The organism is Clostridium sp. TJA032, assembly GCF_058310275.1.
Genome location: NZ_JBZEFB010000006.1, coordinates 35525 through 57552, shown reverse-complemented (window position 1 = coordinate 57552; position 22028 = coordinate 35525). Strand labels below are relative to the sequence as shown.

At 26.6% G+C, this 22028-nt stretch carries 24 protein-coding genes, 1 tRNA gene and 1 other RNA gene; 3 read left to right on the top strand and 23 right to left on the bottom strand.

What is annotated here, in order from left to right; all coding sequences use genetic code 11:
• Nucleotides 1-556: 556 nt before the first annotated feature.
• The 4 genes from AC4FRL_RS11185 to AC4FRL_RS11170 all read right to left on the bottom strand — a co-directional run bounded on the left by AC4FRL_RS11185 (nt 557) and on the right by AC4FRL_RS11170 (nt 4440).
• Nucleotides 557-1240: a deoxynucleoside kinase gene (locus AC4FRL_RS11185; RefSeq protein WP_491140322.1), complete on the bottom strand. Its 684-nt coding sequence runs from the start codon at nt 1238-1240 to the stop codon at nt 557-559.
• 20 nt (nt 1241-1260) lie between these two features.
• Nucleotides 1261-2199 (bottom strand): GNAT family N-acetyltransferase, encoded by a 939-nt coding sequence (locus AC4FRL_RS11180; protein ID WP_491140321.1) that lies wholly within the window; start codon nt 2197-2199, stop codon nt 1261-1263.
• 24 nt (nt 2200-2223) lie between these two features.
• Nucleotides 2224-3390 carry an MFS transporter gene (locus AC4FRL_RS11175; protein ID WP_491140320.1) on the bottom strand — a complete coding sequence of 389 codons (1167 nt, stop codon included), beginning with the start codon at nt 3388-3390 and terminating at the stop codon, nt 2224-2226.
• Between the two features lie 288 nt (nt 3391-3678).
• On the bottom strand, nt 3679-4440 hold the full coding sequence (locus AC4FRL_RS11170; protein WP_491140319.1) for a tRNA threonylcarbamoyladenosine dehydratase: 762 nt from the start codon (nt 4438-4440) through the stop codon (nt 3679-3681).
• A 290-nt stretch (nt 4441-4730) separates the two neighbouring features.
• Between AC4FRL_RS11170 and AC4FRL_RS11165 the strand changes: the two genes are divergently transcribed.
• On the top strand, nt 4731-5426 hold the full coding sequence (locus AC4FRL_RS11165) for a 5'-methylthioadenosine/adenosylhomocysteine nucleosidase (RefSeq protein WP_491140318.1): 696 nt from the start codon (nt 4731-4733) through the stop codon (nt 5424-5426).
• A 35-nt stretch (nt 5427-5461) separates the two neighbouring features.
• Here the strand turns inward: AC4FRL_RS11165 and AC4FRL_RS11160 are convergent, their stop codons facing one another.
• The 8 genes from AC4FRL_RS11160 to dnaX all read right to left on the bottom strand — a co-directional run bounded on the left by AC4FRL_RS11160 (nt 5462) and on the right by dnaX (nt 10737).
• A complete protein-coding gene (locus AC4FRL_RS11160; RefSeq protein ID WP_491140317.1) occupies nt 5462-5644 on the bottom strand; it encodes a hypothetical protein in 183 nt (60 codons plus the stop codon).
• Nucleotides 5645-5713: 69 nt separating this feature from the next.
• Nucleotides 5714-5893 carry a hypothetical protein gene (locus AC4FRL_RS11155; protein ID WP_491140316.1) on the bottom strand — a complete coding sequence of 60 codons (180 nt, stop codon included), beginning with the start codon at nt 5891-5893 and terminating at the stop codon, nt 5714-5716.
• Between the two features lie 68 nt (nt 5894-5961).
• Nucleotides 5962-7050, bottom strand: coding sequence for a hypothetical protein (locus AC4FRL_RS11150; RefSeq protein ID WP_491140315.1), 1089 nt, complete (start codon nt 7048-7050; stop codon nt 5962-5964).
• A 246-nt stretch (nt 7051-7296) separates the two neighbouring features.
• Nucleotides 7297-7575 carry a pro-sigmaK processing inhibitor BofA family protein gene (locus AC4FRL_RS11145; RefSeq protein ID WP_491140313.1) on the bottom strand — a complete coding sequence of 93 codons (279 nt, stop codon included), beginning with the start codon at nt 7573-7575 and terminating at the stop codon, nt 7297-7299.
• Nucleotides 7576-7592: 17 nt separating this feature from the next.
• The gene (locus AC4FRL_RS11140) at nt 7593-7871 is read right to left on the bottom strand and encodes a YaaL family protein (protein WP_491140312.1); all 279 of its coding nucleotides are present in this window, start codon (nt 7869-7871) and stop codon (nt 7593-7595) included.
• A 90-nt stretch (nt 7872-7961) separates the two neighbouring features.
• Nucleotides 7962-8558 carry a recombination mediator RecR gene (recR, locus tag AC4FRL_RS11135; RefSeq protein ID WP_491140311.1) on the bottom strand — a complete coding sequence of 199 codons (597 nt, stop codon included), beginning with the start codon at nt 8556-8558 and terminating at the stop codon, nt 7962-7964.
• Nucleotides 8559-8651: 93 nt separating this feature from the next.
• Nucleotides 8652-8990: a YbaB/EbfC family nucleoid-associated protein gene (locus AC4FRL_RS11130; protein WP_491140309.1), complete on the bottom strand. Its 339-nt coding sequence runs from the start codon at nt 8988-8990 to the stop codon at nt 8652-8654.
• A gap of 103 nt (nt 8991-9093) precedes the next feature.
• Nucleotides 9094-10737, bottom strand: a complete 1644-nt coding sequence (gene dnaX / locus AC4FRL_RS11125; RefSeq protein WP_491140308.1) for a DNA polymerase III subunit gamma/tau — start codon at nt 10735-10737, stop codon at nt 9094-9096.
• A gap of 182 nt (nt 10738-10919) precedes the next feature.
• Between dnaX and AC4FRL_RS11120 the strand changes: the two genes are divergently transcribed.
• Complete coding sequence (locus tag AC4FRL_RS11120; protein WP_491140307.1) at nt 10920-11405, top strand: dihydrofolate reductase; 486 nt, start codon at nt 10920-10922, stop codon at nt 11403-11405.
• Nucleotides 11406-11449: 44 nt separating this feature from the next.
• On the opposite strand, the gene brnQ is transcribed toward AC4FRL_RS11120, so the two are convergent.
• The 9 genes from brnQ to AC4FRL_RS11075 form a co-directional block, all read right to left on the bottom strand.
• Nucleotides 11450-12736 carry a branched-chain amino acid transport system II carrier protein gene (gene brnQ / locus AC4FRL_RS11115; protein ID WP_491140305.1) on the bottom strand — a complete coding sequence of 429 codons (1287 nt, stop codon included), beginning with the start codon at nt 12734-12736 and terminating at the stop codon, nt 11450-11452.
• A gap of 414 nt (nt 12737-13150) precedes the next feature.
• Complete coding sequence (locus AC4FRL_RS11110) at nt 13151-13645, bottom strand: hypothetical protein (RefSeq protein WP_491140304.1); 495 nt, start codon at nt 13643-13645, stop codon at nt 13151-13153.
• Nucleotides 13646-13805: 160 nt separating this feature from the next.
• An RNA gene (gene ffs, locus AC4FRL_RS11105) (signal recognition particle sRNA large type) lies at nt 13806-14070 on the bottom strand.
• 3 nt (nt 14071-14073) lie between these two features.
• Nucleotides 14074-14163, bottom strand: a tRNA-Ser gene (locus AC4FRL_RS11100).
• Nucleotides 14164-14343: 180 nt separating this feature from the next.
• A complete protein-coding gene (locus AC4FRL_RS11095) occupies nt 14344-15057 on the bottom strand; it encodes a TIGR03943 family putative permease subunit (protein ID WP_491140302.1) in 714 nt (237 codons plus the stop codon).
• A 12-nt stretch (nt 15058-15069) separates the two neighbouring features.
• The gene (locus AC4FRL_RS11090; protein WP_491140300.1) at nt 15070-15963 is read right to left on the bottom strand and encodes a permease; all 894 of its coding nucleotides are present in this window, start codon (nt 15961-15963) and stop codon (nt 15070-15072) included.
• 2 nt (nt 15964-15965) lie between these two features.
• Nucleotides 15966-16550, bottom strand: a complete 585-nt coding sequence (locus tag AC4FRL_RS11085) for a GTP-binding protein (protein WP_491140298.1) — start codon at nt 16548-16550, stop codon at nt 15966-15968.
• Nucleotides 16551-16565: 15 nt separating this feature from the next.
• Entirely contained in the window at nt 16566-17492 is a 927-nt protein-coding gene (locus tag AC4FRL_RS11080; protein WP_491140297.1) for a CobW family GTP-binding protein, read from the bottom strand.
• Between the two features lie 157 nt (nt 17493-17649).
• Nucleotides 17650-18846 carry a phospholipase C gene (locus AC4FRL_RS11075; RefSeq protein ID WP_491140295.1) on the bottom strand — a complete coding sequence of 399 codons (1197 nt, stop codon included), beginning with the start codon at nt 18844-18846 and terminating at the stop codon, nt 17650-17652.
• 312 nt (nt 18847-19158) lie between these two features.
• On the opposite strand from AC4FRL_RS11075, the gene AC4FRL_RS11070 reads away from it, so the two are divergent.
• Entirely contained in the window at nt 19159-20631 is a 1473-nt protein-coding gene (locus AC4FRL_RS11070; protein ID WP_491140294.1) for a protein adenylyltransferase SelO, read from the top strand.
• Between the two features lie 65 nt (nt 20632-20696).
• Here AC4FRL_RS11070 and AC4FRL_RS11065 read toward each other — a convergent pair whose 3' ends face one another.
• On the bottom strand, nt 20697-21359 hold the full coding sequence (locus AC4FRL_RS11065) for a glucosaminidase domain-containing protein (RefSeq protein ID WP_491140292.1): 663 nt from the start codon (nt 21357-21359) through the stop codon (nt 20697-20699).
• A 155-nt stretch (nt 21360-21514) separates the two neighbouring features.
• Nucleotides 21515-21973: a hypothetical protein gene (locus tag AC4FRL_RS11060; protein WP_491140290.1), complete on the bottom strand. Its 459-nt coding sequence runs from the start codon at nt 21971-21973 to the stop codon at nt 21515-21517.
• Nucleotides 21974-22028 lie beyond the last annotated feature (55 nt).

The window sequence follows — 22028 nt, the reverse complement described above, 5'->3', positions numbered from 1 at the left end:
AACTCTCAATTTAAAAGTTTAATCTATACTCATATTACTTATAAAAGAATTGCTGGTTTATGTTAATATCTTCTGTTTAATTTTCAAAGACCATTTCTTTGTCGCCCTCAAGCGACTTCTTTATTTTATCATCACTTTCGAACTTTGTCAACACTTTTTAAAAAAAGTTTTTTAAGTTGTTTTCTTTCAACTTAATGTCTTTTTTTGTTGCCAGTCCTTAGCGACAGGTATTATCTTATCATCATTTATTTAATTTAATTTAATTTTTAGGTGTGTTTTTTAAAAATATCCAAATTTAACTTTTGAATTCTTTTATTTTCTTTATATATCATATATTGATACGCTAGGAAAAGTTTATAGATATTATATTCAATAAGTATTCATTTATGGATAGTTTTGTATTATTAATCTATATTAAAAGCTTAAATTAATAATTAATTCTTTATTATCATTACCACTTTTAGATTAAATATTCATAAGTATTATAAAAAGAAAAAATATAATTATAAAGTAAAAAGAAGAGAATAATTTTATATCCTCTTCTTTTTGCATAGATTTATTTGTTTTTTTCTAATTCTTCTAGCTTTTTATCTATTAAGTTTAGAACATACTCCCTATCTTCTGGTACATTCTCAAAATCTAACTCATCTACATTTATTCTTAATATAGGAGACACATCGTAGTTTTCAAAATACTCTCTATACTCTTTATTTAATTTTTCCCAATATTCTCTTTCTACTACTTGTTCGTAATCTCTCCCCCTCTTCTGAATTCTTTTCATAGCTTCATCTACTGATATTTCTAAATATACCATTAGTTTAGGAGCTTTAACATGCTCTAACATATTTTCTAAAAGCTCTTTATATAATTCAAACTCTTCAACAGTCATTTCTCCACTTTCGCAAAGCATTTTAGCAAATATAACATCACCATATATACTTCTGTCCATAACAGAATTTTCTACAAGACCTGCTTCTTTTATATGTTTAAATCTTTTATTTAAGAAAAATACTTGAAGTGGAAAAGAGTATCTATTTCTATCATAATAGAATTTTTCTAATATAGGATTGTCCACAACTGGCTCCTCATAAGCTATTAATCCCCTTTCCGCTAAGATGTTCATCAAAGTACTTTTTCCTACTCCAACAACTCCATCTACAACTATCATCTCCCAATTTCCTCCTTTATCTATCCTGTCTAGTATCTCTTTATAAAGATTATTTTTAGTATTTAGAGACAACTTTGCTCCTCCTTAAAGTTCTATAAATCATTATTTATCTTATAAAATATTTTGTGGTCTCTCCACTCTCCATTTATATATAAATATTTTTTACTAATACCTAACTCATTAAAACCACAACTTTTTAGTACCCCTTGTGATCTATCGTTATCTATTAAAGTTGATGCTTCTAATCTATGCAAATTCATCTCATAAAAAGCATAGTTACAAACCTTTCTTAATGCCTCTTTCATATATCCTCTTCCTTGATATTCTTTATCTATTGAATATCCAACGAAAGCACTTCTAAGTATTCCATATACTATGTTAGATAATTTTATTTTTCCTATTAACTTTTCATCTTTAAATATTCCTAAGTCAATAGATGTACCATCTATAAATTGCCTAAAACTTTCCGTTAAAATTTCCTTTTGCCCCTCATAAGTATAAAAACTACTGTCCCTTGTTGGCTCATATTGTTTTAAATGCTTTTCGTTTCTTATATAATAAGCTAACATTTCCTCAGTATTTTCTGGTGTTAAGTTTTTAATAGTTAAATTCTTAGTATTTAATTGAAAATTAACTAATTTCACTTTATCCTTAAAGTCATTTGAATTTATACCAAGTATATATTCATCCTTTTTTACGCCGTTCACACAAACATTATCTGATAAAATTCCTTCAAGCATAAAACCTAAGTCTAAATAGACACTAAAATTTTTTATATCCGATACAAAAAGATTTATTTTATATATGTCTTTTTCAGCAAATAAAACCTTTAGAATCTTTTTTAAAGTTTCCTTCATAAGCATATAGTTTTCTTCTTTATAAAACTTAAATTTAACATCTGCTTTTTTATTTTTATTATCTAGGTCCTTTAAAAAAAATCTCCCTAAAATTATTCCAATTTTATCTTTTATAACGTACTCTCTATTGTTTCCTCTTATTGCTTCTATAAATACATTTTTATCAAAAGACATACTCTACTCTCCAAATTTATATTTTTATTTTACTAGCTCTTTCTTGGTTTTTACATATAAGTAGAACATTAATATTGCAGATAAAATTGCACTTGCAGGTATAATATAAAAAGCTTTTTCAGGTCCTATACTCTCATTTAAAATACCAATTACTTTATTTAATATCATTCCTACTAAACTTGCAGATGTTATTACTATTCCTGTTATATAAGCAACATTTTTATTAAACACCTTACTTATTGTTAAAACTGTAGTTGGGAATGTTATTGAGAAGAACAATCCTGATAAAGATATTATAACCATACCACTTCTACCTAAAACTAAACCTAATATACAAAGCACAGCACCTACTATTAATGTTTTATATAGTATGTTAAAATATCCTCTTTTTTCTACTACAAAACCTCCAAACAATCTTCCAATTGTAAAGATAGCAAAAAATAAAGATAGATACATTCCTGCTCTTTGTTCATTTATATTATACCCGTACTTCATATAATTTACGAACCAGTTTGATATACCTTGCTCTGTAAATACATATAAACCTAAAGCAAGCATATAGGCTATAATTATTTTATTTGATAGAGCTTCTACTAAAGTCATCTTATCTTTTTCCTTAACAACTTCAGTTCTAGGTATCTTTACAAATATAAAACAGATAAATACTGCTAAATAAATTAGTCCAACAAAAAAGTATATTGTTCTCCAGTTAACACCTCTTGCTGTTAAAGCTCCAAAAAGCCCTTGCCCTACTGAAGAACCTAAACCATAACAAGCATGCATAACATTCATTATTACATTTTGTGCAGTTAAAGCTAGTATAGGGAGTACCGTATTACAAGATATTGCAACTAAAGCTATACCAGCACTACTTACAACTGTCCCCGTATATAACATTAAGTAGTTTCTTGTAAAAGATAAAAATATAAGAGATAAAAATATAACTACTAATCCTGTTAAAAATACTTTCTTTTGTCCAAATTTTTCACATAGCATTCCACCTATAAATGTTAAGACCATGTATGCAGCTGAAGTTGATATAAGTAAATTACTTATAGTATTATCGTTTACTCCAAATTCCTGTTTAAAAACAGGGATAAATATACCCTTAGTATTTTCAACTATAGCTGCTAAGATCATCATTATAAATAGAAAAGCTAATGCAACATAATTTTGCTTTTTACTATTCATTATTACTTCTCCTTATCATTTAATAAATAAAAAATCTTACCATATTTATATTATTAAATTAAATCACTTTAAGCTATAAAAATATAAAATTTAGAGTAGTATTTATAAAACAAAAACATTAAAATTATAACACAAAAAATTTATTTAATGCTTAAATTATATACTCTAAGTATGTAAAACTTCTTTATACTTTTAAGCTAAAAATTATTTTTAATTTAATAAATAAAATTTAGGTTATATCAAAATAACTAAGTTTATATTTTGATATAACCTAAAAATTTATTCAAACTATATATATTCTTTTATTAAATCCTTAACCACTTCTGAAGCCATTATCATACCTGCAACTGGTGGAACAAAAGACATACTACCAGGTGTTTGTCTTTTCTTTATAATGGTTTTATCATTGTTTTCATTTTGTTCTTTTTTTGAGGATTCCTCTTCGTTAAAACTTTTAGGCTTTCTTGGCATCTCTTCTGAATATACAACCTTTAACTTTTTAACTCCTCTTTTTCTAAGCTCATATCTCATAACCTTAGCTAAAGGACATACCTTTGTATTATATATATCAGAAACTTTAAATTCAGCTGGGTTTAATTTATTTCCTGTTCCCATAGAACTTATAAGCTTTATACCTTTTTTCTCACAATAAACTGCAAGAGCTATTTTAGATGAAATGGTATCAATAGCATCAACTATATAATCTACATCCTCTGGTATTATTTCGTCTAAATTATCTGGTGTAACAAAAATTTGTATTGTTTCCACATTACAATCTTTATTTATTGAAAGTATTCTCTCTTTCATAACATCAACTTTATTTTTATCTACAGTATCATATGTAGCATGTATTTGTCTGTTTAAATTAGTTATACAAACTGTATCATTATCAACTAAAATCAGATTTCCAATTCCTGCTCTTGCTAAAGCCTCTACAGCAAAGCTTCCTACTCCCCCAACTCCAAATACCATAACCTTACTTTTGGATAATTTCTCTAAAGCTTCTTCTCCTACTAAAAGCTCTGTTCTTGACAATGAATGTTTTGACATAAAAATTCTCTCCTTCTTAAACTTTAAAATTTTCCCTATGTGTAAAAATCTAATTTATGTTCTATATAAATTATATATAGAAATTTACTTTATTTATATAAACTAATATAAATAAAGTTTTTCATATATACTATCATATAATTTAGTCAAAAAGTTTTTATATATGTAAATTTATTAAATTCATATATAAAAAACAATAAAACTACTTATTAAAAGTATTTAAATTCCTATGATATGCTTATTTTTTAATATATAATAACTTTATGAATTTAATTTGAGGAGGCATTAAAATGACATTAGGAATAATCGCTGCTATGAGCGAAGAATTAGAAATACTTTTAAAAGATATGGAAGTTAAATCTAAAGAAACTAAAGCTAATATGACATTCCACAAAGGAACTCTTTGGGGACAAGAAGTTGTAGCTGTTGTTTGTGGTATAGGTAAAGTTAACGCTGCAGTTTGCACACAAATATTAATAAGTGAATATAAAGTTAATAAAATAATAAATGTTGGTGTTGCTGGTGGTATAGGTATGAATATCTACCCTGGAGATGTTGTTATAGGTAATTCATTAGTACAATACGACATGGATACTTCAGCTTTTGGAGACCCTATTGGACAAATCCCTAGACTAGATACCTTTGATTTTAAATCTTCTGAAGAATTAATAAAACTTTGTGAAGAGGCTTGTAAAGAAAATGATGAAATCAATAGCTTTACTGGAAGAATAGTAACAGGAGATCAATTTGTTGCTGATTTAGATAAAGTTAAATGGTTAGAAAAAGAATTTTCTGCTTTAGCCTGTGAAATGGAAGGAGCAAGTATCGCTCATGTATGTTACTTAAACAATATTCCATTCTTAGTTATAAGATCAATATCTGATAATGCAAATAATGGAGCACATATGGATTTTGCTGAATTTACAGCTATAGGAGTTAAAAACTCAACTTCTATACTAAAATCTATGTTATTAAAAATGGCATAAAACAAAAGCCCTAATATATTAGGGCTTTTTTAAATTTAAATAATATCTTGTAAAATGTTAAATTTTCTTTCCATTTCTCTTGAACAAGTTCCGCATCTAAATTCATTACAATTTAAACAACTTTTACAAGAATCCATTGAAGATACAGCTTCCCTATGTCTAGATGAAAAATCAAAACAATTTTCTGCTATATGATTAAACTCCTCACTTATAGTCATATAAAAAATCTCCTTTCTTAGAGAAGTATTTATTATTATTATTTTCTAAGAAAGTTTTTTTATACTAAATTATTCCTCTTCTTCACCCCAAAATAATACTGATTCTGTTTCTCTACAGTATTTAACACAAATACATTGTCCTAAATTTCTTGGACAAACTCTACACAAACAATTTTTTTCAGTTCCATCACATTTATTATTTTTAAAGTCTATACAATACTTACAATTTATACTTGTTCCAACAGCCATAATAACCCTCCAAATTTTTAATAATAAAAGTATATCACACTTTCTTTTATTAAAAATAAAAAGAATATTTAAATAGACATATCTTCTGCTAACTGTATAGCTCTACTTAAATTTTTAATATTATATAAATGTTCAAGTTTTTTTCTTCTTTTACTCATAATAATTCTATAGCTTATTTCTAAAATCACAAAAAATATTATAAAAAATACTAAAGATAAAAGATTAACTATAAAAGTTCCTTGAACATAAGATATTCTAGGCATTAACATTATTAATAAATATCCTATTCCATGAACTGAAATAAAACTTATTAATAAACTCATAAAAAAATAAACGAAATATCTAATACTTTTAAAGAAATATATATTAGAAATATTTACTACCTTTATATTTCTAAAAACTACTTTTGATAAGATTATAAATATTAATGAAATTGCATTTATAATAAAAATATTTATAACCTGTCTTGATATACTAAATGAATTTATTTGAAAATCCAAATTAAAAATTTCAAATATTTTAAGAAGAAACTCCCCTATACTAATTAAAAACATTCTTAACTTTATTAGTTTATCACTTATTAAAAGTTCACTTATAAAAAAGAAAAATATTAATCCCTCTACAAAAAATATAGGAAAAACACCTGCTAAAAGACTATCCTTTATTAAAAAATTCATAAATATTATTATACTAAGAAAAAACAGTATTAAACTTAATATATAAAAAAAGCTTAATATAAATAACCCAATAGGAAATTCCTCTCTATATTTAAAATATAAAAAAAACTTTAAAAGCATATTTAAAACATAAGGAATAATAGATATTTTTAGTATTGTCATTATCTTTATATAAAAATAATTATGTTCATACTTAAATATTTTAGATGAAACTAAACTAGTACCCTTATGAGAAAATATAAAATTAACTGTAAAAGCTAAAATTAAAAAAAGAAAAAACTTATCTATATCGCTTAAGGAAAAACATTTATTTATTATGGAAATCTCTAAAAAAGATTTATTTAATTTTAAGTTTCTTATTAACGCATAGTTTCCTAATAAAAAGAAGTACAAAGACCCTAAAAAAATACCAATTCTAATATTTTTATACTTATATTTATCTAAATATTTTTTATCATAAACAAAACTAAAATTACTCATAAACAAAACTCTCCACATTTAAATTTATAGTATATATAAAATATACTTTTCTTTAAAAGATTTTATGATTTAAGTAGCAATTTTTTATTTTAAGCATATATTTATATTAAGACTAATTACTTCTTACTTTGGCTACTCCTCTCCTTAGAATAAGAAAGAAGTAATTGGATTCCTCCTTAATAATTGTCAAAACAATCTCCTTCCAATGACTTAAATAAAAAAAACAGGTGAAAATCACCTGTTTTTTTATGCTATAAAAATTTGAAATAACACCATTAATACAACTCCTGGTATTCCTAATATTCCAGCAATTAAAGCTGTTAACAAATTTATACCTATAGTTATTCCAAAATATGCCCCAAAATAGTTAACTATTAAAAGTAGTACTGCTCCAAAAAGACCATTTATAACTAAACCAATTATCTTTCTTATAGACCCAAATATTAATCTTAAAATTAGAAGTGCAGCAAGTACACCTATAATTAAAATAACTATATCATCTAAGGATAAATTTCCTATATCCATTAATATACCATCCCTTTTTAAATTATGCTTATTCTAGTATTCTTAAATATATGCTCAATCCCAACTTTTATTCCTCTTTTTTTTGCTTCTCTTATTAAATATTCATATCTTGCATTAATATCTTGCTCTTTATATATTAAAGATTCTATAAGTTTATCATCATAAGCATTTTGAAAGGCTGACCTTGCAACTTCCATCTCCAAAATAGTCTGTTCTATGGCATCTAATATTTCTTTTTCTTCCTTTGAATAATCTATTTTTTTAATTAAGTAATTAGAAATTTTTCTTTTATCCATAATAACACCTCCAACTTATTCTTTTGGAATTATTACCCAAATATCCAAGTTATATTCATGCATTACAGATATTTATAGAATATTTATATATTAAATTACTGTTCTTCCCTCTAAAGCTTTTGATAAAGTTACTTCATCTGCATATTCTAAATCTCCACCAACAGGTATTCCCGCTGCTATTCTAGTAACCTTAACATCTAAAGGTTTTAATATTTTTGATATATACATTGCCGTAGCTTCTCCATCAATTGTAGGATTAGTAGCTACAATAACCTCTTTTATATCTCCACTCATTCTAGCTACTAATTCTCTTATTCTTATATCTTGTGGCCCTCTACCTTGCATCGGAGAAATTGTTCCATGTAAAACATGATATAATCCATTAAATTCTTTAACTTTTTCCATAGTCATAATATCTTTTGGTTGTTCAACAACACAAATTATATCCTTATCTCTGTTAGGATTCGAACAAATTGCACAAGGGTCTGTATCTGTAAAGTTACCACAAACTGAACAATACTTAATAGTACCTCTTGCTTTAATTAAAGCATTAGCAAATTCTTCAACTTCTTCCTTTGGCATGTTTAAAATATGTAAAGTTAATCTTTGAGCTGACTTTTTTCCTATGCTAGGTAATTTAGCAAACTCTTCAATTAACTTCTCTATAGCTACAGGATAAAATTCCATATTTCTTCCTCCTATCTATTAAAATAAACTCTATATTTATAAAAAACTCCGCTGATAGTTTCAGCAGAGTTTTTAAATTTAATAAGTATTATATTAGAATAATCCTGGCATTCCCATTCCGCCAGTTAATTTACCCATTTTCTCTGAAGTTTCTTCAGTAGCTTTTTCTAAAGCTTGCTTAACAGCTGTGAAAACTAGGTCCTCTAACATTTCAACATCATCTGGATCTACAACTTCTGGCTTTATATTAAGTGCGATTAATTCTTTCTTACCGTTAACTTTTGCAACAACTGCACCGCCGCCAGCTGAGCCTTCGAATTCTGTTGCTTCGATTTCTTCTTGCATTGATTGCATTTGCTTTTGAAGCATTTGTGCTTGCTTCATTAAATTATTCATATTTCCCATTCCGCCTGGGAATCCACCTCTTGCCATACTTATATCCTCCTTAAAAAATTAACTCTTTAATATTATATAGCATTTTTGAAAAATTTACTATAATATATGATTAACCATAATTATTTGGTTACAAATTATTCTATTCATCAACTATTTCAAGGCCATCTCCCATAATACCTGCAAGTCTAGCTTCTAAATCAGCTTCCTTATCTTTTTCTTCTTCAGTTCCTTTTTCAACACTATATACAACTTTTACAGGCTCTTTCAAGACCTCAGAAAAAACTTCATTTACAATCTTAGAAAAATCAGGTTTTTCAAGTCTTTCTTTATTATGTCTATATTCATAATTATATCTAAATTCAACAACTCCCTTATTGCAGGAAACCTTACTTATCCCTCTAGCTAAAGCTATATAAACCATATACTTTCCTCTACTCTTAAAAGTTTCAAGTATATCTTTCCAAACCTTCCTTAAATAATCTGGTGTCAAAGTTGAATTTTCATTTACAACTTCATAATTTAAGCTCTTAACTTCTTTATCTTTTTCATTATTTAAAAGCCTTTGATTTCTATTATTTTCATTTATAACTTTAGGCTTTTCTAATTGTGAGTTTGTATTAACTATTATATTTCCACTTTTTATAATTTGCTCTAATTTATTTATTCTAGATAATAGAACTTCCTTAGATGTATCATACTCTATTTTACACATTTTTATTACTGCTAATTCTAAATAAACTCTAGCTTGTTTGCTAAGTTTAGCCTCTTCATCACAATCTTGCATAATTCTTATGCATCTCATAATTTCCTCAACTTTTAACTTAGCACCTTGAAGCTTCAACTTTTCTATATTTTCCTCTGCAGTATCTAAAACCTCCTCTGGATTTAAAGTAACCTTTATCATAAGAAGATTTCTGTAATGAACTATTAAATCCTTTATAAAAAGAGTTAAATCCTTTCCTGAGAGAACTAATTCTTCTATTATTTCCATAGCACTTTCAATATCTCTCTTTATTATAGAATCAACTATTTTAAATAGATTATCATTAGTTACAAGTCCTAGCATTGAAACTAATTCATCATAATCCACCTTTCCATCACCTATTGATATAGCTTGATCTAATATACTTAGTGAATCTCTCATAGCTCCATCAGAAACTCTTGCAACTAAATCTAAGCTTTTATCATCACAAAAAACACCTTGCTCTGTAACTATTTTTCTAAGCCTTGCCGTTATGTCTTTTCTACTAATTCTTTTAAAATCAAATCTTTGACATCTTGATAATATAGTTATAGGTAATTTTTGTGGGTCTGTTGTTGCTAAAATAAAAACCACATTTTTTGGTGGCTCCTCTAAAGTCTTTAAAAATGCATTAACAGCTCCCATTGAAAGCATATGCACCTCATCCATTATGTAAACTTTATATTTAGCTTCCTGTGGTGGATATTGAACATCTTCAATTATATCTCTTATGTTATCTACTCCATTATTTGAAGCTGCATCAAGTTCTGTTATGTCTATCGCTAGCCCTTCATTTATTTTTTTACACATTTCACACTCATTGCATGGTTCACCATCCTTTAAATCTAAACAATTTAAAGCCTTTGCAAAAACCTTAGCAGTTGATGTCTTACCTGTTCCTCTTGTTCCACAAAATAAATATGCATGAGCTATTCTATCATTTATTATTTGATTCTTTAAAGTAGTTGTTATATGTTCCTGTCCCACAACATCCTTAAAGGTCTGTGGTCTCCATTCTCTATACAAAGCTTTATATGCCAAATTATTCACCTCTCTAAGCTTGTATTAACATATAATCATTATACATCAAAACAAACTGTAATACCTGCTACACTTTTTTATATTTTTCTTAGTTAAATTATTATATCATGATTAATATTTTATTTTCTAAAAATAAATATATAATTATCTTTAATAGTATTTATATTTAGAAAGGATTTTTTATGTTTTCTATAATTGTTGCCAAAAGTATTAATAATATCATAGGAATTAACAATAAAATGCCTTGGAATATTCCAAGCGATTTAAAAAGATTTAAAGAAATTACTATGGGTAAAAAAATATTAATGGGTAGAAAAACCTTTGAATCTTTACCCTTTATACTACCTTATAGAACTCATTTAGTTTTAACTAGAGATAAAAACTTTTCTTGCAAAAATAACTCAGTAATAATCTATAATGATTTAAAAGATGTTATTTCAGATTATAAAAATAGCAAAGAAGAAGTTTTTGTAATAGGTGGAGGAAAAATTTACTCAGAGCTTTTAAAACATAGCTCAAAATTTTATATAACCGAAGTATTAAAAGAATTTAATGGTGATACTTACTTTCCAAATTTAAATTATGAAAAATTAATAAAAACCTATGAAAGTTGTATTTATGAAGAAAATAATATTAAGTTTAAGTTTATAGACTATAAAAAAATTTAAACTAAAAAAACAAAGCTCTTTTAAAGAGCTTTGTTTTTTTAATTTTAGTAGGATTCTTCTAAAGGCAGTACTTCCTTTTTCCTACATATAATTGCAGCTATTAATCCTCCAATTATTGCAGGAACAACCCAGTTAAATCCTAAATTTGCAAAAGGTAATTTATGTACTAAATCTATCTTAATTCCTAAACTATCAATTACAGTAAGTAAACTTATTAAAAGAGTTGCATAAGTTGCACCTTTTACAACTGCATCACTTGGGAATAACTTATCAAATATTTTCATTAGTACTAAAAGAATTGATACTGGATAAATTAAACTTAATATAGGAACTGCTATTTCTATTATTTTATCAACTCCTAAATTTGAAGAAAATGCACTAAATACACATATTGCTATTACTACATACTTATACTTTAATTTTTTATTAGAAACATCCTCAAAATACTTAGCAGTAACTGATGTTAATCCAACTGCAGTTGTAAGACAAGCTAAACCTATTACTACAGCTAACATTATTGTTCCTGTTGAACCTAATATCTTATTTGTTATGTTCATAAGTAAAGTTGTTTGTGAAATATTACTATCATATAAAGTTGAAGCTGTAGCCCCTAAATATGTTAATCCACCATAAACAATAGCTAGTCCAATACATGCAATTAAAGCTGACTTTATAGTAAGTATTCTATTTTCTTTTTTATCTTTATACCCTTTACTTGCTAAGGAAGCCATAACAAGAGCAACAATTCCTCCTGTTCCTAAAGCATCCATTGTTTGATATCCTTGAGTAATACCTGTCATAAATAATTCTCCTGAATTAACCTTTGCTAACTCGCCAATAGGACTTACAATACCTTTTATTATTAATATTGCTAAGGCTATTAATAATAAAGGTGTTAATACCTTTCCTATTATGTCCATAACTTTATTAGGCTTTATTGTTAAAGCAAAAACTACTAAGAAGAATATAATTGAAAAAATATATGGATTTACACCACTAAAAATTGGTGCAATACTCATCTCAAAAGTTGTTGCAGCAGTTCTTGGAACTACTAATATAGGCCCTAGACAAAGCATCATTAAAATTTCTAAAGTTATACCAAATCTCTTACCAGCTCTTCCCACAACACCTTGGAATGAGCCTGCCTTAGATATAGCAACTATAGATAAAAATATTATTCCTACATCTGAAATTATAAATCCTAAAAAACTTATAATCCATTGACTTCCAGATGTTAATCCTATGTATGGAGGAAAAATTAGGTTTCCTGCCCCAAAGAATATAGAAAACAAAGCAAATCCTATTATTAATATATCTCTGTTTTTTTTCATGTTTTCCAACCCCAATCTAAATTTATTTTTTTATATAAAAAAGCCACATAGTGTAAAACTATGTGGCCCTATTGCCTAAATAAAAAAGCCACATAGTATTTATCTATGTGGCCTACATGCATATTAAACTTAGCCATCATAGATACAAACCTTAGCTTGCATCTATGAATTCTTATGTATCATAAACGCAAACTTAACTATAATAGCTAAAGTAAAAGGTATTTAGTTTTGAAGCTTTAGTTAAGTTTATATTTTTCATAATACCATTCTCCAAATTTCAAATTATTATCTTACTAGAATTTTAATTGCTAAACCAAAAAAAGTCAATACAATTTATTGTTATAATACTAATAAATTTCTTTAAAAAGTATAAATAAGATAAAATCCCTTTAATTTCTTAATAGTTTCTTTAATTTAACAATTTTCGTAGTATATTAATAACCTATCAACTATATTAGATATTTCCTTATTACTCTGAATAAAAACCTTAGCATTTTCTTTTATAGAATTTTCATCTTTAGAAACTAACATTACATCTAAGGAATCCTTAGCTTTTTTTAAATTATCTAATATCTCCTCATTATATGTAGAAAACTCCTCTGGAACGCTTAAATTATTAAAGTCATCTATAAGACATTGAAAAAAATTATCTGAAACTTCTAATTGTGAAAATAGTTTACTATCTATTTTGCCTGTTTCACTAACCTCTCTCATATTATTTATTGACCCATCTACTCTCATATTTACAATAGTAGAGGAAAGTTTTTGAATATATTTTTCTTTATCTTTATACTTTTCCTCAATGTTCTTATCATTAAAAAAACCATATAAATTTTTTTCCATGTTAGAACATCCTAAAATAAAAAAGGACATAACTATCCACATTATACCCAATAAAATTTTCCTCATAATAGCTTCCTCCATATATTTATCATAAGTATTCTCTTATAATTATACCAACAAGCACAAAGGATTTTATTAATGTTTTGTTAATAAACAGTTTAGAAATTTTAAAAAATAAAAAAACTCTTAACATTTTACTGTTAAGAGTTAAATTTGCATAAATAAACCGTACACCTCACTTCGACAATAACTTATGAACGTTACCTATGCAGTTAGCTCAAGCCAGACGTATCCACGGCACATGAAAATGACTGCTTATCGCTGCTTCCTTCCAGACCTGACGAGGTTCACAGGTTTCCATTGCGTGGGGCCCAACTCTCAACACCACTTACATAGGGCAGACTTCACAAGCTAGAGCCTCTATGAGGACTTCGATCCTGCTGTAGCGGATTGCAGGTTACAGGGCACCGCTAACTCCCCATCTAGTACGGCATTGGCGGAGAGAGAGGGATTCGAACCCTCGGTAGAGTTTCCCCTACACACGCGTTCCAGGCGTGCTCCTTCGGCCACTCGGACATCTCTCCATATAAATAATATTAATTTGTAATACTTTCTCATTCTAACATATAAAGCTAAGCAATTCAATACTGAAAAGTAAATATCTCTCTTTAAAATAAAAAATAAGAAAATCAATAAAAACCTCACTTATAGGCTTTTCTTAAAATTCTTATTTATACATTATATATTAAATTCAAAATATAAATTTATTGTAAAGTATCTGTATAAGAAACATTTATAATTGGAACAGTTACTATTTCTCCAAATTCATTTCTTATCTCCTTTGATTCAACTACTCCCTTTATTTTTATTTCACTTCCATTTTTAATTTCTTTAATATCTCCCCTACAAAGAACTCCTAAATACATAGAATCCACTATACAACAAGTCATATCTATCTGTGTTATAGCAAATTCTCCCCTTTCATAATCAGAACTTAAATAAAAAAGTCCTTCCATATAAATTTCTTTTCCTAAAAATTCATCTAAGTTAACACTTAACTCCTCTATAAAACTATGAAAATTCTCTTCATTAGAAACTAAAACATCTGAATTTTTAATTTCTTCATGAGAATGTAAGTGATTTTCTTCCTTATGAATTCCATGTTGTAATTTAACTCCCTTTAAATCTAAAGAAATTTCTTTAATATCACTTCTTACTGATATACTTAACATAATTATTGCAAAAAGAAAAATTAAATATCCTCCCTTAAATTTTTTTCTAGTTGAAACCTTAAAAATATTAAAAAATTGAATTATCAAAATAAAAGACAATATTATTAAGGTTAAAATAACATATATCTTCATATCCTTTGATATTATCAAAAAAATCTTTTCGCTAAGTATCATCTTAACTATTAAATACTCTAAGACTAAAATTAATAAAAACCATATAAATTCTCCAAAATTAAACTTTCTCATAAAATTCCCTCCTTAAAATATAAGAACTGAAAATATAAAAGAAAGTGCAAATACTACAAATAAAAGCTTAAAAACAAAAGACTTCTTAAATGTTGAAAAAAGCATAATAGTATTTTTTAAATCTATCATAGGACCAACTACTAAAAAACTAGTTACTGCCCCTAAAGAAAATCTATTCATAAAAGTACTTGCAACAAAAGCATCAGCTTCTGAACATAGAGAAATTAAAAATGAAAAAATCATAAGAGTTATTATAGATAAAACTTGATTATTTTCAAAATAAAAAATTATTCCTCTTGGTACAAAACTTTGAAAAATTGCTGCTAAAGAAGCTCCTACTATAAAATATTTTCCTATTTCATAAAACTCTAAGGATATATGCTTTAAAAGCTTTATTATTTTACTAGAATTATCTTCTATTTCAGAACATCCACAAAAACATTTTTCCTCTTCAAAGCTATCTTCTTTATTTATAAATATATTACCTTCTTCACTTAAGTAAAGCATAATAACTCCAGCTATAACAGCTACTGAAAATCCAATAAAAACTCTTAAAAATACAACTTTCATATTTCCACCAAAGGCATAGTAAGTTGATAAAATAACTAAGGGATTAACAATAGGTGCAGCTAACATATAGGTTATAGCAACATTTAAAGGAACCTTTTTACTTAAAAGTCCTCTAGTTATTGGTACTGTAGCACATTCACAAACTGGAAGAAAAATACCTATAACTCCTGCTTGCAAAGAACCTAAAAGCTTATTTTTGCATATTATTTTATTGAAAATATCCTTTGATATATAAACTTGCATAAAGGAAGCTAAAACTGCCCCTATAAGTATAAAGGGCAGAGCTTCTATTACTATACTTGAAAAAACTATAGAAAATTTATTTAAAAACGCCATACTTAAGCCATCATCCTTTTTATTAATCTTTCCTTATTAAAAATCATTTTATTTTCCTTTTTACCTATACAATTCACTATATGAGCATCTTTATTAAATTTCTCTATCATACTCTTATACTCTTTTAAAGAATCACCTTTTATATATTCACATTTGTTTAAAATAATAAGATTACTTAAAGATATGTTTGGAACTATCATAGAAGGTATATTTTTCAAAAACATATCAAAGGTTGTCATATCTATTAAATTAATTACAAGGTCTAAATTCAAATAATTTCTAAGTTTATCTCCTCTTATTTTATCTATTATTTTTTTACTACTTATAACTCCATTACACTCAAAAATAATTCTTTTAGGTTCATAAAACTTTATACTTCTTATTAAGTCTTCTTCCTCTAATTTTTCCATGTCTAAATAATTTTTTATATTAATATTTTTTCTCTTAATATTTATAGATTCCTTACCCTTTTCCCCCTGTATTATTAAAATCTCATCTTTAAAGCCTCCCTCTAAAGTATGATTTATAAAGGAAGTTTTTCCTGAGGATAAAAAACCTGTTACTAAATCAACAGAACATTTTTTCATCTCTCTAATCTCCTTTTAAAAAAATAATTTTTCTATTTCCTCTTTATTTAAATTTCTTCCTATAACACATACTCTTCCTGTATAATCTCCTTTATAGTCTGAAATTGATATATCCTTAGGAACAAAATCAAATTTAAGCCACCTATCTTCCTTAGACTTTACTATTCCCTTAACTCTTAAAACTTCTCCATACTTGTTACTTTGAAACTCTTTTAAAATTTCTTTTATTTCTAACTCTTTAAAAACCTTTGCTGTTTCTGTACCCCAATTTTCAAAAACTTCATTAGCATAGCTTCTTTTAACTGCCCTTATACCCTTTCTTTTAAAATCTACTCCCTCTATTAAATCCTCAATCTTTTTTTCAGAAACTTGAAGTATTCTTTCTGCACTTAATTTATTTAAACTTGTAGTTATAATACTTGCTCTATTATTTACACTTTTTATTTCTTTACAAACTTTAAGAATCTCATCATCAGAAAGATTTTCAACTCTAGTTAATATTATTGTATTTGCCATAATTAATTGGCTTTTATAAAACTCTCCAAAATTTTTCATATACATATGAACATTTTGAGCATCAACCATAGTTACCTTCATATTTATTCTTAAACCCTCTATATTAGCTTCTTTTATAGATTCAAGAACCTGAGAAAAATTAGCTACTCCAGAAGGTTCTATGATTATTCTATCTGGTCTATAATTTGATATTATTTCTAAAATACTCTTTTTAAAATCACCTTTTATAGTGCAACATATACAACCTGAATTAATTTCCTTAACCTCAATTTTGCTATCCTTAAGTAAAAATCCATCAATTCCAACTTCACCATATTCATTTTCAACAATAGCTACCTTTTCCTTTATAATTAAGGTTTCTAAAAGCTTTTTTATTAAAGTAGTTTTACCAGAACCTAAAAACCCAGAAATTACATCTACTTTCATTTAATCCTCCAAATAAAAAGCATATTCTTATTGATTATATTCTTAAAATCCATTTATTATTACTTTAATAAAATTAGATAAAATAAAAGCTTAAAAAAGAATATATTCTTTCTTAAGCTTTTATTTTTTATTACCACCAAAACTATTAATCATTTTTTTATTTTATACTGTAAGTTGAATTTCCTACAATCCATTCATTTATATTTTTATCTAATATGACTTTTCCATTAGCTATTACCTTTATATTTTCAGGCTTATAATCATCTTGAAAAGCTGTATATTTACTTTTTCTAATCCACATATTTTCAATATCAGAAGCCTTTATATTCTTATCCTTTAACTTAAAGGTATAAGTATCTTTACTTCCTGTCATAAAATCATTTCCTGGGTTGTCCATTTCCCACTCTTGACTTTCTCCATCCTTAGTCTTAATTCCAAAATACATATAATCATTTGTTCCTGCATCTTTTTCATTACTAGTTGAAATATACGCAACTAATTCATCTATATTTTTATCAATTGAAGCTTCTTTATTTTCTGAAACATCATGTAAAAATCTATAAATGTAACCTGCTGTTCCTTTTTGAGAATTAGCTAAAGTTATTTTTGCTGCATAATCCCAATCTTCCCATGTATGACTCATACTAGCATGACTATAATATAAATTCTTTCCTATCTTAGCAAATCCTCTTGCATATTCCTTTGACCAAGAATTAAAATCTTCATTTTTTAAAATATCCTTATAAAAATTTTCATCTGTTTTACATCCTACAGTATCTATTTTATACTGCTCTTTTCTTTCCTCTGCAAAAGTTTCAAACTTAACATGCCCAGGGCTATCTACAGCAGTTACATTTGCAGGATGATATGGAGTATCTATATCTCCAAAATAATGCATAGCTTCTCCAAGATAAAAAGTTGCCTCTTTATAATTACCCCTTTGCCACTCATATCTAGCTAAAGCTGAAAATTTTCTTATTTGTGATTCTCCAGTATCTTGAACAGAATAAGCTAAATACCATTTATTATCCTTTGAAAAGTTATGTTCTGTATCAGGGTCCCAGAAATGGTCTTGATATAAATCATAAGCATTTTTATCATAGTCAGGATAAGTTGAACCTAATTGAAACTCTTTTAAGTTGCTTTTTAAAATTTCTAAATTTTCTCTTACGTAAGCCGGTTCATCCTTTGATAAATCATTTTCCAAAATAGAAATTCCTTGCTTTGCAATCATTGCATGAGTTCCTGTACCATCAATTTTTCCATCCCAAGCATATACTTTACTTGAATAAAGTCCTGCAAAAGAAGTTACTAAAGTTGCACAAATAAGCGCTTTACAAATTTTTCTTTTCATTTTACATCCCCCATAAAAAATATCTAGCCTTAATATTCCTTTTTTGATAAGGTTTAACACTAGTATTGAAATTATACCATATATAATTAATAATCTCAGTAATTTTTTAATATTTTTTAAACTATTTTTAAACTAAATTCAAAATTATATTAAATAAATTCTTCACTAAAATTAATATTTAATAATTTTTTAAAACTATTAGTGATATAATCTACTTAAATCTTATTTTTATAATTTAATAAAAATTTTTAAGCATAATATAAGGGATGGAATAAAGTTTGAAATAAATTATAAGGTAAAGGATTTAAATATATGAATAAAAAAGATTTTCAAGAAAAAACAGGTTTTAATCTAGAGAACACCTACTTAACTCTTCCTAATATATTCTTTAGTAAACAAAATCCTAGCATATCAAAAAATCCTAAATTAATTAAATTTAATGATGATTTAGCTAAGGAACTTGGACTTAATAAAGATATTTTAAATAGCGACTTTGGTCTTAGCATATTTTCAGGCAATAAAACTTTTCCTGAAATAACACCTATTTCACAAGCCTATGCTGGTCATCAATTTGGGCACTTCGCAATGTTAGGTGATGGAAGAGCTATTTTATTAGGTGAACATATAACTAAAGAAGGAAAAAGATATGATATAGAATTAAAAGGCTCTGGAAGAACAATATATTCAAGAGGTGGAGATGGAAAGGCAGCCCTTTCCCCTATGCTTCGTGAATATATAATAAGTGAAGGAATGTATGGACTTAAAATACCAACAACTAGAAGTCTTGCTGTGGTAACTACTGGTGAAGAAATTTTAAGAGAAGGATTTAAACAAGGAGCTATACTAACAAGAATAGCCTCTAGCCATATAAGAGTTGGAACATTTTCTTTTGCTAATCAATTTGGAAAATTAGATGACTTAAAAAGTCTTGCTGATTACACAATAAAAAGGCATTTTCCTCATTTAATAGATAAAGAAAATAAATATGAATTATTCCTTTTAGAAGTAATAAAACTTCAAGCTAGTCTTATTTCAAAATGGCAAAGTGTAGGATTTATTCATGGAGTTATGAATACAGATAACATGCTTATATCAGGAGAAACAATAGATTATGGCCCTTGTGCCTTTATGGATACTTATAACACAGAAACAGTTTTTAGCTCAATTGATTATTTAGGTAGATACTCCTACAAAAATCAACCTAATATGGCCTTATGGAATTTAGCTAGATTCTCTGAAGCATTGTTACCCCTTTTAAGTAACCATAAAGAAGAAGCTATTAATATAGCTAATAAATCTTTATCAAATTTCTCTAAGTTATATGAAAATTACTGGTTTGATAAAATGAGAGCTAAACTTGGTCTTTTTACTAAAAAGAAAAATGATGAAATGTTAATAGATACTCTTTTAAGCATAGTGCAAAGGTATAAAGCAGATTTTACCAATACTTTTGTCTCTTTAACAACTAATAACTTTAATGAAGAAGAAATTTTTAATAGTGAAGAATTTAAAAATTGGTATATGCTTTGGAAAAGCAGATTAAAAGAAGAAAATAAAACAAGTGAAGAAATAAGAGATTTAATGAGTAAAAATAATCCTTATATAATTCCTAGAAATCACTTAGTTGAAGAAGCTCTTAAAAAAGCAGAAAAAGGTGATTTTATCTTTATGAATGATTTAATAGAAGCCTTAAAAAATCCTTATAACTATTCTAAGGACTTAGAAAAATACACTAAGGTACCAAATAAAGATAATAAACCTTATATAACCTATTGTGGAACCTAAGCTTTAAATATATTAAGGTATAAATTCTCTTAAATAGAATTTATACCTTATTTTTATAAATAAAATTAATACACGTTCATAACTTCCATGCCACCATTTATAGCACCTAAGGTCATTTCATTATACATATTCAAAATTTCTTCTCCATAAGTATCACTAGGAGCCCAGTTTTCACTAAGCTCAATTACAGAATCAGCTTTTCCTAATATACTATCAAAATGCCTAGGGTCCTTTGTTTCTTCCTTAGGGTATCCTATAGCTCCTGCATATAATGCTAAATGGTCTAAATGAGCTTTTACTCCATCATCCCAACTTTCAAACTTCATATGTGCCTTAGGGTCTCTATCACTTCCTCCTCTACTTGTTTTTAACCCACAAGGATTTCTATAAGAAGAATCTAAAACTCCCCCAAAATTACCATAAGCTGTTTCCTTAGCGGCCTGTGCATAAGCTAAAGCAGGATTAACCTCACCATGTTCACTTGAATATTCCCAATATAAATCTGCAAGATATAAAAATTCCTCTGTTGCTCCCTTTTCTCTTGCCCATTCCTTAGCCTCCTCTGCACTTATAAATACCTCTGAAATTATTGGAACGTTCTCTTCTTCTATTATTTCTAAATTTATATTATTTTCATTAGATAAATGAACAAAATCTATATTTATAATTGTAAGCATAATTAATATGGTAACTATAAGAGTTTCTATATTAAATTGTTCCTCTTTCAAAATAGTACCTCCTAATAATCTATAAATTTCTCTATAAATAATATGAGATACAATGCTTATTTATGTAAAAAGTAATTGTAAAAATAATCATTAATAAAATTATTTTTTATAATAAAAAAGTCAACAAATAAAAATTTATTTGTTGACTTAAATAATTAAGATACTTTTAAAGACCTTATTTTACATTCTTTTTGTAAATAATTTTCTTTTATATAATTAAATACTTCCTTATAATCTTCTTCTCCATATTTTTTAACTAACATTACATTTAAACTTGTACCAAACCATACTCTACAGAAGGATGGGTCTATCATAAGCTTAGCGCCTTCTTTTCCATTTATTCTTACATTTTCATCCTCTAATAAAGTATTAAAATGATTTATAAGCCCCATCATTATTCTATCTCCAATATTAGGGTCCTCATCTGCTATTGTAATAAAATAGTATGACCAAGCATATAAAAGATTTTCTTCTATAGCTATTCCTGCAACCTTTTCTCCAATAGTTTCATTAAAACATCTATGCATATAGTAAGATAATTTTTTTATGTTATCATCAAATTTCTTTTCATAAAAATTCATTTCATATCCTACCATCATATCTAATTTATTCATACTACACCCCCACCAATACTTGTATCATCAGTATAACATAAAAAAGGTAAGTAAA

Excerpts from the sequence above, each read along its gene's own strand:
- AC4FRL_RS11180 (WP_491140321.1), bottom strand. The coding sequence starts at position 2,199 with ATGTCTTTTGATAAAAATGTATTTATAGAAGCAATAAGAGGAAACAAT.
- AC4FRL_RS11175 (WP_491140320.1), bottom strand. The coding sequence starts at position 3,390 with ATGAATAGTAAAAAGCAAAATTATGTTGCATTAGCTTTTCTATTTATA.
- AC4FRL_RS11170 (WP_491140319.1), bottom strand. The coding sequence starts at position 4,440 with ATGTCAAAACATTCATTGTCAAGAACAGAGCTTTTAGTAGGAGAAGAA.
- AC4FRL_RS11165 (WP_491140318.1), top strand. The coding sequence starts at position 4,731 with ATGACATTAGGAATAATCGCTGCTATGAGCGAAGAATTAGAAATACTT.
- AC4FRL_RS11160 (WP_491140317.1), bottom strand. The coding sequence starts at position 5,644 with ATGACTATAAGTGAGGAGTTTAATCATATAGCAGAAAATTGTTTTGAT.
- AC4FRL_RS11155 (WP_491140316.1), bottom strand. The coding sequence starts at position 5,893 with ATGGCTGTTGGAACAAGTATAAATTGTAAGTATTGTATAGACTTTAAA.
- AC4FRL_RS11150 (WP_491140315.1), bottom strand. The coding sequence starts at position 7,050 with ATGAGTAATTTTAGTTTTGTTTATGATAAAAAATATTTAGATAAATAT.
- AC4FRL_RS11145 (WP_491140313.1), bottom strand. The coding sequence starts at position 7,575 with ATGGATATAGGAAATTTATCCTTAGATGATATAGTTATTTTAATTATA.
- AC4FRL_RS11140 (WP_491140312.1), bottom strand. The coding sequence starts at position 7,871 with ATGGATAAAAGAAAAATTTCTAATTACTTAATTAAAAAAATAGATTAT.
- recR (WP_491140311.1), bottom strand. The coding sequence starts at position 8,558 with ATGGAATTTTATCCTGTAGCTATAGAGAAGTTAATTGAAGAGTTTGCT.
- AC4FRL_RS11130 (WP_491140309.1), bottom strand. The coding sequence starts at position 8,990 with ATGGCAAGAGGTGGATTCCCAGGCGGAATGGGAAATATGAATAATTTA.
- AC4FRL_RS11120 (WP_491140307.1), top strand. The coding sequence starts at position 10,920 with ATGTTTTCTATAATTGTTGCCAAAAGTATTAATAATATCATAGGAATT.
- brnQ (WP_491140305.1), bottom strand. The coding sequence starts at position 12,736 with ATGAAAAAAAACAGAGATATATTAATAATAGGATTTGCTTTGTTTTCT.
- AC4FRL_RS11110 (WP_491140304.1), bottom strand. The coding sequence starts at position 13,645 with ATGAGGAAAATTTTATTGGGTATAATGTGGATAGTTATGTCCTTTTTT.
- AC4FRL_RS11095 (WP_491140302.1), bottom strand. The coding sequence starts at position 15,057 with ATGAGAAAGTTTAATTTTGGAGAATTTATATGGTTTTTATTAATTTTA.
- AC4FRL_RS11090 (WP_491140300.1), bottom strand. The coding sequence starts at position 15,963 with ATGGCGTTTTTAAATAAATTTTCTATAGTTTTTTCAAGTATAGTAATA.
- AC4FRL_RS11085 (WP_491140298.1), bottom strand. The coding sequence starts at position 16,550 with ATGAAAAAATGTTCTGTTGATTTAGTAACAGGTTTTTTATCCTCAGGA.
- AC4FRL_RS11080 (WP_491140297.1), bottom strand. The coding sequence starts at position 17,492 with ATGAAAGTAGATGTAATTTCTGGGTTTTTAGGTTCTGGTAAAACTACT.
- AC4FRL_RS11075 (WP_491140295.1), bottom strand. The coding sequence starts at position 18,846 with ATGAAAAGAAAAATTTGTAAAGCGCTTATTTGTGCAACTTTAGTAACT.
- AC4FRL_RS11070 (WP_491140294.1), top strand. The coding sequence starts at position 19,159 with ATGAATAAAAAAGATTTTCAAGAAAAAACAGGTTTTAATCTAGAGAAC.
- AC4FRL_RS11060 (WP_491140290.1), bottom strand. The coding sequence starts at position 21,973 with ATGAATAAATTAGATATGATGGTAGGATATGAAATGAATTTTTATGAA.